Source organism: Enterococcus sp. DIV2384 (assembly GCF_050534975.1).
Classification (GTDB): Bacteria; Bacillota; Bacilli; order Lactobacillales; family Enterococcaceae; genus Enterococcus; species Enterococcus faecalis.
Genome location: NZ_CP172905.1, coordinates 858,066 through 875,000 on the forward strand (window position 1 = coordinate 858,066; position 16,935 = coordinate 875,000).

A 16,935-nucleotide genomic window follows, 5' to 3' on the forward strand; every position below is an offset into this window, starting at 1 on the left:
AGTAATTATTCGAAAACATGGATTTTAAGGGAGAGAAGTGCAATTATGAATACGTTTTTCAAATTAAAGGAAAACAAGACAACGGTATCAACTGAAATAATGGCGGGGGTTACGACCTTTTTTGCAATGAGTTATATTTTATTTGTTAATCCGTCCATTCTTTCAGAAACAGGGATGCCTTTTCAGGCTGTTTTTTTAGCGACCATTATTGCTTCAATCATCGGCACATTAATTATGGGGCTGTTTGCTAATGTACCTTACGCTCAAGCACCGGGAATGGGACTCAATGCTTTCTTCACGTTTACGGTCGTTTTTGGGATGGGATATACTTGGCAACAAGCATTAGCAATGGTTTTTATTTGTGGTTTGATTAATATTTTGATTACAGTGACAAAAATTCGCAAAATGATTATTAAAGCAATTCCAGAGAGTTTACAACATGCTATTGGTGGTGGGATTGGAATTTTTGTCGCTTATGTAGGGTTGAAAAATGCTGGCTTACTAAGTTTCACAGTACAAGCAGAACCTCAAAATGGTGTTGTGAATGGTTCGAGTATCGTGCCCGCTTTAGGAAATTTTGATAATCCAGCCATTATTTTGGCGGTAATTGGGTTAGTTTTAACAACGATTTTAGTTGTCACGAATGTTCGTGGGGCTATTTTAATTGGCATTGTGGTTACTACGTTAGTCGCAATTCCAATGGGGGTGGTAGACACTGCTTCGGTTGATTGGCATGCTAATTCGTTGGGCAATTCATTTAAAGAATTAGGTACAACTTTTGGCGCTGCTTTTGGTGCTGAGGGCTTACAGTCATTGTTTAGCGATTCTTCAAAAATTCCTCAAGTTTTAATGACCATTATTGCCTTCAGTTTATCAGATACGTTTGATACAATTGGAACATTTATCGGTACGGGACGTCGAACAGGGATTTTCTCTAAAGAAGATGAATTAGCTTTAGAAGATAGTAAGGGTTTCAGCACTAAAATGGACAAAGCTCTATTTGCAGATGCTATTGCAACATCTATCGGTGCGATTTTTGGTACATCGAATACGACAACTTATGTAGAAAGTGCAGCAGGAATCGGTGCGGGTGGTCGAACAGGTTTGACATCGGTAGTGGTAGCAATTCTATTTGCCCTAAGTAGTCTTTTTTCACCACTTATTGCTATTGTGCCAGCACAAGCTACGGCTCCAGCGTTAATTTTAGTGGGAATTATGATGTTAGCTTCTTTCAAAGACATCAATTGGACGGATTTAGAAGATGCGATTCCAGCATTTTTTGCTTCAATTTTCATGGGGTTATGTTATAGCATCTCTTATGGGATTGCTGCTGGGTTCATCTTTTATGCAGTGGTGAAAGTAGTCAAAGGAAAAGCCAAAGAAGTTTCACCAATTATTTGGGTCATTGATGCGTTGTTTATCTTAAACTTTGTAATCTTAGCTATTTTATAGTAAACAGAAGTGAGGCTAAGATAACAGCGGTTAGCTTTGAAGGTGTTGTATTTATTCAGCTGTTTATCTTAAGCCCAAGTGTTAAGAAGTCTGGCAGGTTGGTCGTTTTGACCGGTCTGTCAGACTTTTTTTTAAAGAATTTTCTTTTGAGAGATTCACTCTTTTAGAGTATAGTGGTAGGTGAAGAGGTGATAAGGTGGATAAAAGTATGAAAATAAAATGGAAGCAGAATTTGTTAGTCGCATGGATTGGTTGCTTTTTTACAGGGGCGAGTATTAGCTTAGTTATGCCGTTTATTCCAGTATATGTTGAACAATTAGGGACGCCTAAGAGTCAAGTAGAGTTGTTTTCTGGATTGGCAATTTCTGTCACGGCGTTTGCTGCTGCGATTGTTGCACCGATTTGGGGAAATTTAGCTGATCGAAAAGGTCGGAAAATTATGATGATTCGGGCTGCAGCAGGAATGACGATCACGATGGGGGCGTTAGCATTTGTCCCTAATGTATACTGGCTGTTGATTATGCGTTTTATGAACGGGATTTTATCCGGCTATATTCCTAACGCAACAGCGATGATTGCGTCGCAGGCGCCAAAAGAGAAAAATGGCTGGGCTCTAGGAACATTATCAACAGGTGCAATTGCTGGGACGTTAATTGCGCCATCGATTGGCGGTGCGTTGGCACAGTGGTTTGGAATGGAAAATGTCTTTATTATTACCGGCGTTATTTTATTCATTACAACGTTGTTGACTATCTTTTTAGTTAAAGAAGATTTTCAACCAGTTGAGAAAAAGGATTTATTAACGACGAAAGAAATTTTTAGTAAGATGGATCATGTTTCAGTATTGATTGGTTTGTTTGTGACTACGTTAATTTTACAATTAGGAATTACAAGTATCAGCCCAATCTTAACGCTATATATTCGATCTTTAAGTGGCGATACAGAGAATGTATTATTTGTTAGTGGTTTGATTGTTTCGATTGCCGGCGTTTCAGCAATTATTTCTTCTCCAACTTTGGGAAAAATTGGGGACCGCATTGGGAACCAAAAAGTTTTATTAGGCGGATTAATTCTTTCTTTTATTTGTTACATTCCCATGGCGTTTGTGCAAACACCTTTTCAGTTAGGTGTTTTACGATTCCTTTTAGGTTTTTCAACAGGTGCTTTAATGCCATCAATTAATACGTTAATTAGTAAAATAACGCCAACAGAGGGCGTAAGTAGAGTTTATAGTTACAATCAGATGTGTAGTAATTTCGGTCAAGTTTTAGGACCGATGGTAGGGTCGACAGTTGCCCATGGTTTTGGCTATTCTTCTGTTTTTCTGGTAACCGCTTGTTTCGTTTTAGGAAACATTGGGCTGTCCTTCTTTAATTTCCGAAAAGTTTTAAATAAAAAGCTCTAAACAGTTGAAAAGATAAAAAAACCAGTTACAATAACTTTAGTAACTGGTTTTTTCTTATTTAACAGGTTTGGTTTCTTTCGGTACTGCAAAGTGTGCAATTAATAAAATAATAACGGCTGTTACCAACGATAGAATCGTTGTCATTTTAAAGTCGTATGAACCACCAGATAATGCACCGCCGATATATCCAACGACTTGGCCTAATGCGAAGGTCCAGAAAAATACAACAAGATAACGCATATGAGCACCTCTTTTCTAGCTCTTAGTTTAGCATATTTTCTTTAAAAGTAAAGAATCCGCGATAGGAAAATAAGAGAAGAGGCAAAAAATAGCAAGGATTCAAAAAGGAGCTGTCCAATGTCATTTCCACAATTACATACCGTTACTTCCTATTCGCTTTTATCTAGTACGGTTAGGATTCGTTCCTATGTAAAACAAGCGAAAGCGTTAGGTTATCAAACATTAGCGATTACCGATATCAATGTCTTGCATGGGGCGGTTGAATTTTATGAAGCATGCCAAGAAGCGGGAATTCAACCAATTATCGGTTTAAGATTAGAATATACCCCAGCAGAAAAAGAAGGGCATTCCGAGTTGCTTTTATTTGCTAAAAATTTAAAAGGGTATCAGCAATTAATGCAACTATCTAGCAGTAAAATGACGACAGAGGGACCCTTTTACTTAGCGGAACATCAATCCTTATTAAGTGATTTATTTGCCGTGACTTTGTCAGCTAAAGGAGAAGTCGCCCAAACATTTTTTGAAGATGAACAACAAGCGGTTCACGCTTTCCAACAACTTGCTTCATATTTTGATCCCCAGTCGTTATTTGTTGAACATTCTTTTTCAATGAATCAACAACGCAATCCAGCGCTCTTTTCTTTTTACCAAAGAGAACAATTACCTGGCGTGGCTTTGCAAGAGGTACGTCATTTAACAAGGGAAGAAGGCTTTGCCGTAACTGTTCTTGAGAGCATCAAAGAAAATAATCAATTGAATATTACAAGCCAAACACCGGAAATAGAAGGTCTGAATTACTTGCGTGAAGCAGAGACGACGATGGAACAAATGCTTCAAATAGCTGGTGCAGAAGTGGTCCAGAATACGATTCAGCTAGCTGGAAATTGCCGAGTTGACATTCCTTTACATCAAAAATTATTACCGCATTTTCCTGTGCCAGCTAATCAAACGGCAGGTTCTTATTTACGTACATTGTGTTTAGAAAAATTACCAGAAAGAGTGCCTCATCTAAATGAAGTTTACCAAAAACGATTAGAAAAAGAGTTAACCATCATTCACAATATGGGCTTTGATGATTACTTTTTAATCGTTTGGGATGTGATGGACTTCTGTCATAACAATCAAATTGTTACAGGCGCTGGCCGAGGTTCAGCTGCAGGCTCTTTAGTGTCCTATGTGCTATCAATTACAGATGTAGATCCAATCAAATATGATTTGCTTTTTGAACGTTTTTTGAATCCAGAACGCTACACGATGCCCGATATTGATTTAGATATTCCTGATAATCGGCGGGAGGAAGTTTTAGCTTATGTCAGTCAAAAATATGGTCATTATCACATGGCGCAAATTGCCACGTTTGGTACGATGGCTGCGAAAATGGTTTTACGGGACGTTGCACGTGTTTTCGGGTTGTCCCAGAGTGAAGCGAATCGTTGGTCGGCAGCTGTCCCAAACAAGCTGAAAATTACGTTAGAAGAAGCGTACCAAGAGTCGAAACGGATGCAAGAATTGGTCAATTTTTCACCAAATAATCAATTGCTCTATAAAACAGCTGTTCAGCTAGAAGGATTGCCTCGCCATGTTTCTACGCACGCAGCAGGTGTGGTAATTAGTGATGAAAATCTTTTGAATTTGGTTCCGTTACAACCAGGATCGAATGAAATTTTATTGACCCAATTTACTATGAATGATGTTGAAAAAATTGGTCTTCTGAAAATGGATTTCTTGGGCTTAAGAAATTTATCCATCATTGATGATACCCTCACAGCTGTTAAACGCGTCTATAATCAAACCATTCGTTTAAATCAGATTCCATTAAATGACGAAACAACGCTGGCTTTATTTAGAAAAGGGGAAACAAGTGGTGTTTTCCAGTTTGAATCTGCTGGAATTCGGAATGTATTAAGAAAATTAGGACCAACTAGCATTGAAGATATTGCTGCTGTCAATGCCTTGTATCGTCCTGGGCCGATGCAAAATATTGATGTTTTCATCCGCCGGAAAAAAGGCTTGGAACAAATTAGTTATCCAGAGCCTAGTCTCGCCCCCATTTTAGAAAATACGTACGGAATTATTGTTTACCAAGAGCAGATTATGCAAGTTGCTGCGAAAATGGCAGGCTTCTCTTTAGGACAAGCTGACATTTTACGTCGGGCCATTAGTAAAAAGAAAAAAGATGTGCTAGATGAAGAACGAAATCATTTTGTTAATGGTGCGTTACAACAAGGCTATCCCCAAGAAACAGCTAACCAAGTGTACGATTATATTGAGCGCTTTGCTAATTATGGCTTTAACCGCTCGCATGCATTTGCCTATTCCTTTATTGGTTTTCAAATGGCTTACTTGAAGGTTCATTATCCGAGTGCTTTTTATGTCGCATTGTTGCATTCTGTTCGTCATAATCCAACAAAAATTAAAGAATATATTGGCGAAGCTAGAAAAAACAAGCAGACGATTTTGCAGCCGTCAATTAACCAAAGTCACTACAGCTTTTACCTAAATCAGCAACAGCAAATTTTATTTGGTTTTAGTTCTTTAAAAGGAATCCGCCGAGACTTCATTCAAAATATTTTAAATGAACGCCGAGAAAACGGACCGTACAAAACGTTCGATGAGTTTCTTTTGCGAATTGACCGTAAGTGGTTGAAAGTTGAAAATATCGAACCATTGATTGCCATCGGTGCATTTGACGAAATTGCGCCTAATCGCCGTCAATTAGCGGTAGGTTTAGAGAGTAATATCCAAAGTATTCTTCTCAGCGGTGGTAGTATGGATTTGTTAGAAACGTTGAAGCCAAAGGAAGAAGAAATTGCCGATTATCCGCTAGAAGAGCGACTAGAACAAGAAGAACAATATTTAGGGGTCTATTTATCAGGACATCCGACAGAAGAGTTCAAAAAAACACGCTTAGCCAAGCAAACGCAACTTGTTCATGAACTTGTTGAAAATCAGCCCACGAAATTATTGATTTATGTCAAAAACATTCGGACGATTCGGACCAAAAAGGGAGAACAAATGGCCTTTGTTGATGGGGATGATACAACAGGAAGTATTTCACTAACGTTGTTCCCAACTGTTTTTCGCCAGTTAAGACAGAGTGTCGAGAAAGGGCAAGTTTATTATGTGGAAGGAAAAGTGGAACGCAGTACGTACAATCAAGAATTGCAAATATTGGTTCAACGAATAGAAAAAGCGCAACAAGTAGAAACATCAATTAGTGACGAAACGTGTTTTATCAGAATTACAAAAGATGTCGAACAAACGGACGTTTTTCAGAAAATGAAAGAGGTACTCAGTCGTCATGCTGGACACATTCCAGTGATTGTCTATTTTGAAAAAACAGGAAAGAAAATAGTATTAAATGAAGAAAATTGGGTCGCTCATACAAGCGCTAGTCAGCAACAATTAGCTTACGTTTTAGGCGAGAAAAACGTCATTTTCAAATGATTTACGGTAAAAAATACTAGTTGTTTTCAACTTTTTTCATTTTTTTCTTCTTAACTCAAGACATTTTGGTTCTTTAATGGTAAAATGAATGACGTAATATTTTTGTATATCAATTTTTGCGAAAAGGTTTCTTTTGGCAGTTGAAAGTATATTATATGAGGTGAAATAGCGAATGAAACGCATTGGTATTTTAACCAGCGGGGGAGATGCCCCTGGAATGAACGCTGCAATTCGTGCAGTCGTACGCAAAAGTATTTTTGATGGAATCGAAGTTTACGGTATTAACTATGGATTTGCCGGTTTAGTCGCAGGCGACATCCGTCGTTTAGATGTTGCTGACGTTGGCGATAAGATTCAACGTGGTGGAACATTCTTGTACTCTGCTCGTTATCCTGAATTTGCTACTGAAGAAGGGCAATTAAAAGGAATCGAACAATTGAAAAAATTCGGTATTGAAGGCTTAGTTGTTATTGGTGGAGACGGTTCTTATCATGGCGCAATGGCTTTGACAAAACGTGGTTTCCCTGCTGTTGGAATTCCTGGAACAATTGATAATGATATTCCTGGAACAGATTTCACAATCGGTTTTGATACAGCGATTAACACTGTTTTGGAATCAATTGACCGAATTCGTGATACAGCGACTTCTCATGTTCGTACATTCGTTATCGAAGTAATGGGACGTAACGCTGGTGATATCGCATTGTGGTCAGGCGTGGCAGGCGGAGCAGATGAAATCATTATTCCTGAACATGATTTTGATATGAAAAACGTTGCCAAACGTATTCAAGAAGGCCGCGACCGCGGGAAAAAACATTGCTTAATCATTTTAGCAGAAGGCGTAATGGGCGGAAATGAATTTGCTGATAAACTTTCTGAATACGGTGATTTCCATACGCGTGTATCAATTTTAGGACACGTGGTTCGTGGGGGCTCCCCAAGTGCTCGTGACCGTGTATTAGCAAGTAAATTTGGGTCATATGCTGTTGAACTTCTAAAAGAAGGCAAAGGCGGTTTATGTATCGGTATGTTAGATAACCAAGTAGTTGCAGCTGATATTATTGACACGTTAGAAAACAATAAACACAAACCAGATTTATCTCTTTATGAGTTAAATCATGAAATTTCTTTTTAATCTTGTATATTAGCTAATCTTATTAGCTTTGTATAAACAAATTTGGAATAGGAGCGTTTTAGTAATGAAAAAAACGAAAATCGTATGTACGATTGGACCAGCTAGTGAATCCGTTGATATGCTAGTAAACTTAATTAATGCAGGTATGAATGTTTGCCGTTTGAACTTTTCACATGGTGACTACGAAGAGCATGGTGCTCGTATTAAAAACATTCGTGAAGCTGTAAAAATTACAGGGAAACGCGTAGCGATCTTACTAGATACAAAAGGTCCTGAAATCCGCACAAATGACATGGAAAATGGCGCAATCACAATGAAAATTGGTGACTCAGTACGTATTTCTATGACAGAAGTTTTAGGAACAAATGAAAAATTCTCAATCACTTATCCAGAATTAATCAATGATGTAAACGTAGGTTCACACATTCTTTTAGATGATGGTTTAATCGATTTAGAAGTAACTGATATCGACCGTGATGCAAACGAAATCGTAACAGTTGTTAAAAACGAAGGCGTCTTGAAAAACAAAAAAGGCGTTAACGTACCAGGCGTTTCTGTAAACTTACCAGGGATCACTGAAAAAGATGCTAACGATATCCGTTTCGGAATTGGTCAAGGAATTGACTTTATCGCAGCTAGCTTCGTTCGTCGTGCTTCTGACGTTTTAGAAATCACTAAAATTTTAGAAGAAGAAAACGCAACACACATCCAAATCATTCCTAAAATCGAAAACCAAGAAGGTATCGATAATATCGATGAAATCTTAAAAGTTTCTGATGGTTTAATGGTTGCTCGTGGTGACATGGGTGTTGAAATTCCAACAGAAGATGTTCCAGTTGTCCAAAAAGCTTTAATTAAAAAATGTAATGCTTTAGGTAAACCAGTTATCACTGCAACACAAATGTTAGATTCAATGCAACGTAACCCACGTCCAACACGTGCGGAAGCAAATGACGTAGCAAACGCAATCTACGATGGAACAGATGCAGTAATGTTATCAGGCGAAACTGCAGCAGGGGATTACCCATTAGAAGCTGTTCAAACAATGGCTCGTATTGCAGTTCGTACAGAAGAAACATTAGTTAACCAAGATTCATTCGCATTGAAATTATATAGCAAAACAGATATGACTGAAGCAATCGGACAATCTGTTGGCCATACAGCACGTAATTTGGGTATCCAAACAATCGTTGCGGCAACAGAATCAGGCCATACAGCACGTATGATCTCTAAATACCGTCCAAAAGCACATATCGTTGCAATTACGTTCTCAGAACAAAAAGCACGTAGCTTATCATTATCATGGGGTGTTTACGCAACAGTTGCTGACAAACCATCAAGCACAGATGAAATGTTTAACTTAGCTTCAAAAGTATCACAAGAAGAAGGTTATGCTTCAGAAGGTGATTTAATCATTATCACTGCTGGTGTTCCAGTTGGCGAAAAAGGCACAACAAACTTAATGAAAATTCAAATGATCGGTTCTAAATTAGTTCAAGGTCAAGGTGTCGGCGAAGAAGCAATTATTGCAAAAGCCGTTGTGGCAGGAACTGCTGAAGAAGCAGTTGCTAAAGCGACTGAAGGAGCTATTTTAGTTACAAAAACAACAGATAAAGAATACATGCCTGCAATTGAAAAAGCATCAGCATTAGTTGTTGAAGAAGGTGGTTTAACTTCTCATGCAGCTGTTGTAGCGATTGCGCAAAATATTCCAGTTATCGTAGGTGCTGCAGATGCAACATCATTAATTAATAATGACGAAGTGATTACTGTTGATCCTCGTCGTGGTATTGTTTACCGCGGAGCAACAACAGCTATCTAAGTCTAATTAATTCAATCATTTGATTCTAAGCAATATGTACTCGGACGCAAAGCTGGGACAAACCGATTCGTCAGTTTGTCTCAGCTTTTTTTACAAAGAAGACAGTAGTACGAAATGTTCAGAAAACACGTATTCAGTAAATAAAGAGTTGGGCGCAAATAGTAAAATTATGTCTGAGTTTTAAATTATTTATGTTATTTCACACAAAAATTTTGTTATTTAATTAAATAAGCGCTAAGTTATCTTCAACAGAAAAACAATTATAAAAAAAACGAAAGAAAAACAGGAAATAAGAAAGGGCTGTCAAGAAAATTTCATTGACAAAGCTTTCATACCCCTGTATAATAGCTTTTGTTGCTTAGGAGTGATAATTATGAAGTGGTCTTTGTTAGAATTAAATAAATACAAAGAAGAGCCGCTAGTGTTTTCAGAAACATTGCATCTTAAAGAAGAGCTTCTTCAACGAGATGATACCTTGTTGGATGTAAGTCCAATCAAAGTAGAAGGCTTATTAGCAGTCAATAAATCAGAATATTTACTTCATTACACTATTCAGGTAACTGTAACCGTTCCTTCATCCCGTTCTTTAGAACCTGTGGCTTTGCCAATGCAAATCACGGTCGATGAAGTCTTTATGACAAAAGAACAAATGGATATAAGAGATGAACGATTTGCAGCTGAAGAGATTATTTTATTGGACAAGCCAACAATTGATTTAGATGAATCTGTCGAAGACAACATTCTATTGTCCATTCCAATTCAAGTGCTTACAGAAGAAGAACAAAACAGTCAAGAAATGCCAAGTGGCAATGACTGGGAAGTGATTTCAGAAGAAGCATATTTGGAAAGTAAGCAGAAAGCAGCAGAACAAACAGTGGATCCTCGTCTGGCTAAACTATCAGAATTACTCAGCGATAATGCTGAAGAGGAAGATAACAGCTAGGTTGGAATATATTGTGTATGTAAATACACGCATCTTTACAAGGAGGTGGAACAACAATGGCAGTACCAGCTAGAAGAACTTCTAAAGCGAAAAAAGCAAAACGTCGCACACACTACAAATTAACAATCAAAGGCTTAAATGCATGCTCAAACTGTGGTGAAATGAAAAAAAGCCATCACGTATGTCCAGCATGTGGTCACTACGATGGAAAAGACGTAATGTCTAAAGAAGCATAAGCATAAAAACATTTTTTGAAATGTTGAATCCCCTAGGCTAACCATGGAGCCTAGGGGATTTGTATTTTTTTAAGAAAATATGAAGAAATTGGAAATTTATTGGCACTATATTGTTTTCATATGAAAGATAGTGCGTTATAATAGTGAGGATTATAAGAGAATGCTCATAGAATTTTCGTTGATTATAATATAGGAGGTCATAAAATGACAAAACAACAATTTGGCGTAGTCGGCATGGCTGTCATGGGAAAAAATCTTGCTTTAAACATTGAAAGCAGAGGCTATACAGTTGCGCTGTATAACCGTACAGGATCAAAAACAACAGAAGTGGTTGAAGAACATCCTGACAAAAACTTTCAAGCAACATACTCAATTGAGGAATTTGTGAATGCAATTGAAAAACCTCGTCGAATTATGTTGATGGTTAAAGCTGGACCTGCAACAGATGCGACAATCCAAGAATTGTTACCACACCTTGATAAAGGCGACATCTTAATTGATGGCGGTAATACGTTCTTCAAAGACACAATGCGACGTAATGAAGAACTAGCAAACTCAGGAATTAACTTTATTGGTACTGGCGTTTCTGGCGGAGAAGAAGGAGCCTTGAAAGGACCATCTATCATGCCTGGCGGACAAAAAGAAGCGTATGAGTTAGTTGCGCCAATTCTTGAAAAAATTTCAGCTAAAGCAGAAGACGGTGAACCATGTGTGACTTACATTGGCCCAAATGGTGCTGGACATTATGTAAAAATGGTTCATAATGGGATTGAATATGGGGACATGCAATTAATTGCTGAATCCTACGATTTAATGAAACAAATCTTAGGTTTATCTGTTGATGAAATGGCAGAGATTTTCAAAGAATGGAACGAAGGCGAATTAGATAGTTACCTTATTGAGATCACGGCTGACATTTTGACACGTAAAGATGATGAAGGAACCGACCAACCAATCGTTGATGTTATTCTTGATGCAGCAGGCAACAAAGGAACAGGTAAATGGACAAGCCAAAGTGCGTTAGATCTTGGCGTACCATTACCATTAATTACAGAATCAGTATTTGCACGTTTTATTTCGGCTTACAAAGAAGAACGCGTAAAAGCAAGTGGCATTTTATCAAAACCTGCAGCCTTTAACTTTGCAGGTGATAAAAAAGAATTGATTGAAAAAATTCGCGAAGCATTATACTTTAGTAAATTAATGAGTTATGCGCAAGGTTTTGCACAACTTCGTGCAGCTTCTGAAGAATACGGATGGGATTTACCATTTGGTGAAATTGCAAAAATCTGGCGAGCAGGTTGTATTATCCGTGCACAATTCTTACAAAAAATTACCGATGCATATGAAAAAAATCCAGCACTTGAAAACTTGTTGTTAGATGAATACTTCGTAGAAATTACGAAAAAATATCAACAAGCCGTTCGTGAAGTTGTTGCGATTGCTGTTCAAGCAGGTGTTCCTGTACCAACATTCTCATCTGCAATTGCTTATTACGATTCTTATCGTTCAGATCGCTTACCAGCGAATTTAATTCAAGCACAACGTGATTACTTCGGTGCTCATACGTACGAACGCACAGACAAAGAAGGAATCTACCATTACAGCTGGTACAACGAAGAATAAACACGCTGGAGACCATGAGTGTGGCTCACCATGCTCATGGTTTTACTGTGGCTTAAAAAAGAACCAGACAGATTGAGTAGTAATTCTCTAATAAGTAGTAAGGAATAAAAAGGTTGAGCTTGAGTATAGCTTTTAAAGAGAAAGGACAATTAATCAAATGAGCAACATTTTAATTATTGAAGATGAAAAGAACTTAGCGAGATTCGTTGAGCTTGAATTAAAACATGAGGGGTATACGACAGAAGTACACTACAATGGTCGTACAGGATTGGAAGCCGCTCTTAACAACGAATGGGATGCTATCCTTCTTGATTTGATGTTACCAGAATTGAATGGATTAGAAGTATGTCGCCGTGTTCGCCAAGTGAAAAATACACCAATTATTATGATGACTGCGCGTGATTCAGTAATTGACCGTGTTTCTGGTTTAGACCATGGAGCGGATGATTATATTGTTAAACCATTTGCAATTGAAGAATTGTTAGCTCGTTTACGTGCGTTACTTCGTCGTATTGATATTGAGGGCGATAAAAACGTTGCAAAACAAACAACGATTACATATCGTGACTTAACAATTGAAAAAGAAAATCGTGTCGTTCGTCGTAATTCTGAAATGATTGAATTAACAAAACGCGAATACGAATTACTATTAACGCTAATGGAAAACGTGAATGTTGTCTTGGCACGTGATGTGTTACTAAATAAAGTTTGGGGCTATGAAACAGAAGTAGAAACAAACGTTGTGGATGTGTATATCCGCTACTTACGAAATAAAATTGACGTACCTGGAGAAGAAAGCTACATCCAAACTGTCCGTGGAACTGGCTACGTTATGCGTTCGTGAGAACTAATTAATGAAAAGAACGATTAAAAAAGAACTGGAAGGCCCATCTTTAACTATAAAGTGGGCTTTCGCAAGTTCTTTCTTTATATTTGTAGTTTTTACCATTTTTGCGGTGATTACCTATAAGTCTTCTGTCAGTCTTATTGTTGCCAAAGAAAAGGAAAATGTCGAAGCAACGATTGCAGAAGTAACAAATCGATTAGCTAATGCCAATGAAAATTTAACGGTAACAGACGTTTTTGACTATTTAAAAACGCCGAGTGAAAGAGATGAAAACTACTATAATAAGCATACAGCAGTAGAAGGTTCGTTTATGGAAATGGACAGTTTCATATCTGAACTAGGACAACCAGAACTTTATTTATCTGTGTATGACACAAACCAAAAGCTAGTTTTTAAAACACAAAATGAATATGATAAGTTATTACAATTGGATCGACAATTACCTGTTGTTCGAACCGTTTTTGATAAAACCGGTTTTTATTCCGTGGAACCTATTTTTTCAAAAGAAACACGAGAAAAGATTGGCTATATTCAAGCGTTTTATGAACTTTCTTCTTTTTATGAAATTCGTAATCATTTATTATTAACACTTGTAGTTTTAGAAGTGATTTCTCTGATTGTAAGTAGTGTCTTAGGCTTTATCCTCTCTTCTTATTTCTTAAAACCATTAAAAGTATTGAGAGACACGATGGATACAATCCGCAAAGACCCGCAATCAGATGTCCACATGCCGGAGATTAATACGAGAGATGAGTTAGCAGATATCTCGGAAATCTTTAATGAAATGTTAGATCGTATGAGACGCTATATCGAACAACAAGAGCAGTTTGTTGAAGATGTTTCCCATGAATTAAGAACGCCCGTTGCGATTATGGAAGGCCATTTAAACCTTTTAAATCGTTGGGGAAAAGACGATCCTGAAATTTTAGATGAATCATTAAAGGCCAGTTTACAAGAAATTAGTCGCATGAAGAGTTTGGTCCAAGAAATGCTTGACCTTTCACGCGCTGAACAAGTGGACACCCAATATGCAAATGAACGAACAGATGCTAAACAAGTAGTCTACCAAGTATTCAATAACTTCCAATTGGTTTATCCTGAGTTTCATATCACATTAGATGACGATTTACCAACCGAAGTTGAGCTGAAAATCTATCGTAATCACTTTGAACAATTGCTAATTATTCTATTAGATAATGCGATTAAATATTCAACCGATCGAAAAGAAGTGCATATTTCCATTTCTCGAACGATGAATGAATTTGAAATAGCTGTGCAAGATTTTGGTGAAGGAATCACTGAAGAAGACTTGGAGAAAATATTTGATCGATTCTACCGAGTAGATAAAGCCCGTGCAAGAAATAAAGGCGGTAATGGCTTAGGACTATCGATTGCAAAACAATTAGTCGAAAACTATAAAGGACGTATTGATGCAGAAAGCGTATTGCATCAAGGAACGATCTTTAGAATTTTTATTCCAATCGCTGGAATAAAAGAAGAGAGCAACGTACAATAAAGTACGTTGCTTTTTTTACGAATGATTAACGAACATTTCAGTAAGAGAAAAGGGATTATAAGATAAAGAAACGAATGTTTTCTTTGCAGAAAATATTCATCGTTCGAAATTGAAAAAAATGTTATTTTTCTGCAAAATAATAGTTGCGTTTTAGAAAAATCCTTGGTATATTAATATCTGTTCTGACAAACAGTTCGTTAAGAAAAAAGTTTTAAAAAGTTAAAAATTTTTCTTGACGAAAAGATAAATAACATGTTAGAATAACAAAGTCGTTAAAGAGATTGCTTTTAAATCAATCATTTGATCAAAAAAACTTGTTATAAAATAACAAAAAAGTTTTAAAAAGTTGTTGACAAACAACTGAGATAATGATAAGATATAGAAGTTGTCACAACAGACGACAACAACCGAGCAAAACAACTTAAAAAAACTTTTTTAAAAAGTTCTTGACATTCAAACGAAAGTTTGTTATGATATAAAAGTTGCTGCGAGGTAACGTAGACCTTTGAAAACTGAACAAAGAATAGACGAACCAAATGTGTAGGGCGTCTTGATTCAATTCAAGACAACAAACATTTTTAACGAGCAAGCAATATGCTAGCAAACAAATTGAGCTTAACAATCGCAAGATTGTTCTAACTTTTATTATGAGAGTTTGATCCTGGCTCAGGACGAACGCTGGCGGCGTGCCTAATACATGCAAGTCGAACGCTTCTTTCCTCCCGAGTGCTTGCACTCAATTGGAAAGAGGAGTGGCGGACGGGTGAGTAACACGTGGGTAACCTACCCATCAGAGGGGGATAACACTTGGAAACAGGTGCTAATACCGCATAACAGTTTATGCCGCATGGCATAAGAGTGAAAGGCGCTTTCGGGTGTCGCTGATGGATGGACCCGCGGTGCATTAGCTAGTTGGTGAGGTAACGGCTCACCAAGGCCACGATGCATAGCCGACCTGAGAGGGTGATCGGCCACACTGGGACTGAGACACGGCCCAGACTCCTACGGGAGGCAGCAGTAGGGAATCTTCGGCAATGGACGAAAGTCTGACCGAGCAACGCCGCGTGAGTGAAGAAGGTTTTCGGATCGTAAAACTCTGTTGTTAGAGAAGAACAAGGACGTTAGTAACTGAACGTCCCCTGACGGTATCTAACCAGAAAGCCACGGCTAACTACGTGCCAGCAGCCGCGGTAATACGTAGGTGGCAAGCGTTGTCCGGATTTATTGGGCGTAAAGCGAGCGCAGGCGGTTTCTTAAGTCTGATGTGAAAGCCCCCGGCTCAACCGGGGAGGGTCATTGGAAACTGGGAGACTTGAGTGCAGAAGAGGAGAGTGGAATTCCATGTGTAGCGGTGAAATGCGTAGATATATGGAGGAACACCAGTGGCGAAGGCGGCTCTCTGGTCTGTAACTGACGCTGAGGCTCGAAAGCGTGGGGAGCAAACAGGATTAGATACCCTGGTAGTCCACGCCGTAAACGATGAGTGCTAAGTGTTGGAGGGTTTCCGCCCTTCAGTGCTGCAGCAAACGCATTAAGCACTCCGCCTGGGGAGTACGACCGCAAGGTTGAAACTCAAAGGAATTGACGGGGGCCCGCACAAGCGGTGGAGCATGTGGTTTAATTCGAAGCAACGCGAAGAACCTTACCAGGTCTTGACATCCTTTGACCACTCTAGAGATAGAGCTTTCCCTTCGGGGACAAAGTGACAGGTGGTGCATGGTTGTCGTCAGCTCGTGTCGTGAGATGTTGGGTTAAGTCCCGCAACGAGCGCAACCCTTATTGTTAGTTGCCATCATTTAGTTGGGCACTCTAGCGAGACTGCCGGTGACAAACCGGAGGAAGGTGGGGATGACGTCAAATCATCATGCCCCTTATGACCTGGGCTACACACGTGCTACAATGGGAAGTACAACGAGTCGCTAGACCGCGAGGTCATGCAAATCTCTTAAAGCTTCTCTCAGTTCGGATTGCAGGCTGCAACTCGCCTGCATGAAGCCGGAATCGCTAGTAATCGCGGATCAGCACGCCGCGGTGAATACGTTCCCGGGCCTTGTACACACCGCCCGTCACACCACGAGAGTTTGTAACACCCGAAGTCGGTGAGGTAACCTTTTTGGAGCCAGCCGCCTAAGGTGGGATAGATGATTGGGGTGAAGTCGTAACAAGGTAGCCGTATCGGAAGGTGCGGCTGGATCACCTCCTTTCTAAGGAATATTACGGAAATACACATTTCGTCTTTACTTTGTTCAGTTTTGAGAGGTCTACT

11 protein-coding genes and 1 rRNA gene are annotated in these 16,935 nt (G+C 38.6%); 11 read left to right on the forward strand and 1 reads right to left on the reverse strand.

Annotation, left to right across the window (positions count from 1 at the left end; genetic code table 11):
• Window positions 1-45 precede the first annotated feature (45 nt).
• Together IGK54_RS04260 and IGK54_RS04265 are read left to right on the forward strand one after the other, a co-directional pair.
• Window positions 46-1,452, forward strand: coding sequence for an NCS2 family permease (locus IGK54_RS04260; RefSeq protein WP_002355943.1), 1,407 nt, complete (start codon window positions 46-48; stop codon window positions 1,450-1,452).
• A gap of 208 nt (window positions 1,453-1,660) precedes the next feature.
• Window positions 1,661-2,857, forward strand: a complete 1,197-nt coding sequence (locus tag IGK54_RS04265; protein ID WP_002381323.1) for a multidrug efflux MFS transporter — start codon at window positions 1,661-1,663, stop codon at window positions 2,855-2,857.
• 54 nt (window positions 2,858-2,911) lie between these two features.
• Here the strand turns inward: IGK54_RS04265 and IGK54_RS04270 are convergent, their stop codons facing one another.
• A complete protein-coding gene (locus IGK54_RS04270) occupies window positions 2,912-3,097 on the reverse strand; it encodes a YjzD family protein (RefSeq protein ID WP_109537799.1) in 186 nt (61 codons plus the stop codon).
• 117 nt (window positions 3,098-3,214) lie between these two features.
• Between IGK54_RS04270 and dnaE the strand changes: the two genes are divergently transcribed.
• The 9 genes from dnaE (at window position 3,215) to IGK54_RS04315 (ending at window position 16,873) form a co-directional block, all read left to right on the forward strand.
• On the forward strand, window positions 3,215-6,544 hold the full coding sequence (gene dnaE, locus IGK54_RS04275; protein WP_142957710.1) for a DNA polymerase III subunit alpha: 3,330 nt from the start codon (window positions 3,215-3,217) through the stop codon (window positions 6,542-6,544).
• Window positions 6,545-6,716: 172 nt separating this feature from the next.
• A complete protein-coding gene (pfkA, locus tag IGK54_RS04280; RefSeq protein WP_002355947.1) occupies window positions 6,717-7,679 on the forward strand; it encodes a 6-phosphofructokinase in 963 nt (320 codons plus the stop codon).
• A 64-nt stretch (window positions 7,680-7,743) separates the two neighbouring features.
• Window positions 7,744-9,501, forward strand: coding sequence for a pyruvate kinase (gene pyk, locus IGK54_RS04285; protein WP_002355949.1), 1,758 nt, complete (start codon window positions 7,744-7,746; stop codon window positions 9,499-9,501).
• Window positions 9,502-9,874: 373 nt separating this feature from the next.
• Window positions 9,875-10,444, forward strand: a complete 570-nt coding sequence (locus tag IGK54_RS04290) for a YceD family protein (RefSeq protein WP_142957709.1) — start codon at window positions 9,875-9,877, stop codon at window positions 10,442-10,444.
• A gap of 56 nt (window positions 10,445-10,500) precedes the next feature.
• Window positions 10,501-10,680 (forward strand): 50S ribosomal protein L32, encoded by a 180-nt coding sequence (gene rpmF / locus IGK54_RS04295; RefSeq protein ID WP_002355952.1) that lies wholly within the window; start codon window positions 10,501-10,503, stop codon window positions 10,678-10,680.
• Window positions 10,681-10,884: 204 nt separating this feature from the next.
• Window positions 10,885-12,306, forward strand: coding sequence for an NADP-dependent phosphogluconate dehydrogenase (gene gndA / locus IGK54_RS04300; RefSeq protein WP_002355953.1), 1,422 nt, complete (start codon window positions 10,885-10,887; stop codon window positions 12,304-12,306).
• Between the two features lie 157 nt (window positions 12,307-12,463).
• Window positions 12,464-13,150 carry a response regulator transcription factor gene (locus tag IGK54_RS04305; protein WP_002355954.1) on the forward strand — a complete coding sequence of 229 codons (687 nt, stop codon included), beginning with the start codon at window positions 12,464-12,466 and terminating at the stop codon, window positions 13,148-13,150.
• A gap of 10 nt (window positions 13,151-13,160) precedes the next feature.
• A complete protein-coding gene (locus tag IGK54_RS04310; protein WP_002363430.1) occupies window positions 13,161-14,669 on the forward strand; it encodes a HAMP domain-containing sensor histidine kinase in 1,509 nt (502 codons plus the stop codon).
• Between the two features lie 643 nt (window positions 14,670-15,312).
• Window positions 15,313-16,873, forward strand: a 16S ribosomal RNA gene (locus IGK54_RS04315).
• Window positions 16,874-16,935: the final 62 nt, after the last annotated feature.

What these genes read in the sequence shown, in the direction of transcription:
- IGK54_RS04265 (WP_002381323.1), top strand. Translation starts at nt 1,661, where the DNA reads ATGAAAATAAAATGGAAGCAGAATTTGTTAGTCGCATGGATTGGTTGC.
- pfkA (WP_002355947.1), top strand. Translation starts at nt 6,717, where the DNA reads ATGAAACGCATTGGTATTTTAACCAGCGGGGGAGATGCCCCTGGAATG.
- dnaE (WP_142957710.1), top strand. Translation starts at nt 3,215, where the DNA reads ATGTCATTTCCACAATTACATACCGTTACTTCCTATTCGCTTTTATCT.
- IGK54_RS04310 (WP_002363430.1), top strand. Translation starts at nt 13,161, where the DNA reads ATGAAAAGAACGATTAAAAAAGAACTGGAAGGCCCATCTTTAACTATA.
- IGK54_RS04290 (WP_142957709.1), top strand. Translation starts at nt 9,875, where the DNA reads ATGAAGTGGTCTTTGTTAGAATTAAATAAATACAAAGAAGAGCCGCTA.
- IGK54_RS04260 (WP_002355943.1), top strand. Translation starts at nt 46, where the DNA reads ATGAATACGTTTTTCAAATTAAAGGAAAACAAGACAACGGTATCAACT.
- IGK54_RS04305 (WP_002355954.1), top strand. Translation starts at nt 12,464, where the DNA reads ATGAGCAACATTTTAATTATTGAAGATGAAAAGAACTTAGCGAGATTC.
- rpmF (WP_002355952.1), top strand. Translation starts at nt 10,501, where the DNA reads ATGGCAGTACCAGCTAGAAGAACTTCTAAAGCGAAAAAAGCAAAACGT.
- gndA (WP_002355953.1), top strand. Translation starts at nt 10,885, where the DNA reads ATGACAAAACAACAATTTGGCGTAGTCGGCATGGCTGTCATGGGAAAA.
- IGK54_RS04270 (WP_109537799.1), bottom strand. Translation starts at nt 3,097, where the DNA reads ATGCGTTATCTTGTTGTATTTTTCTGGACCTTCGCATTAGGCCAAGTC.
- pyk (WP_002355949.1), top strand. Translation starts at nt 7,744, where the DNA reads ATGAAAAAAACGAAAATCGTATGTACGATTGGACCAGCTAGTGAATCC.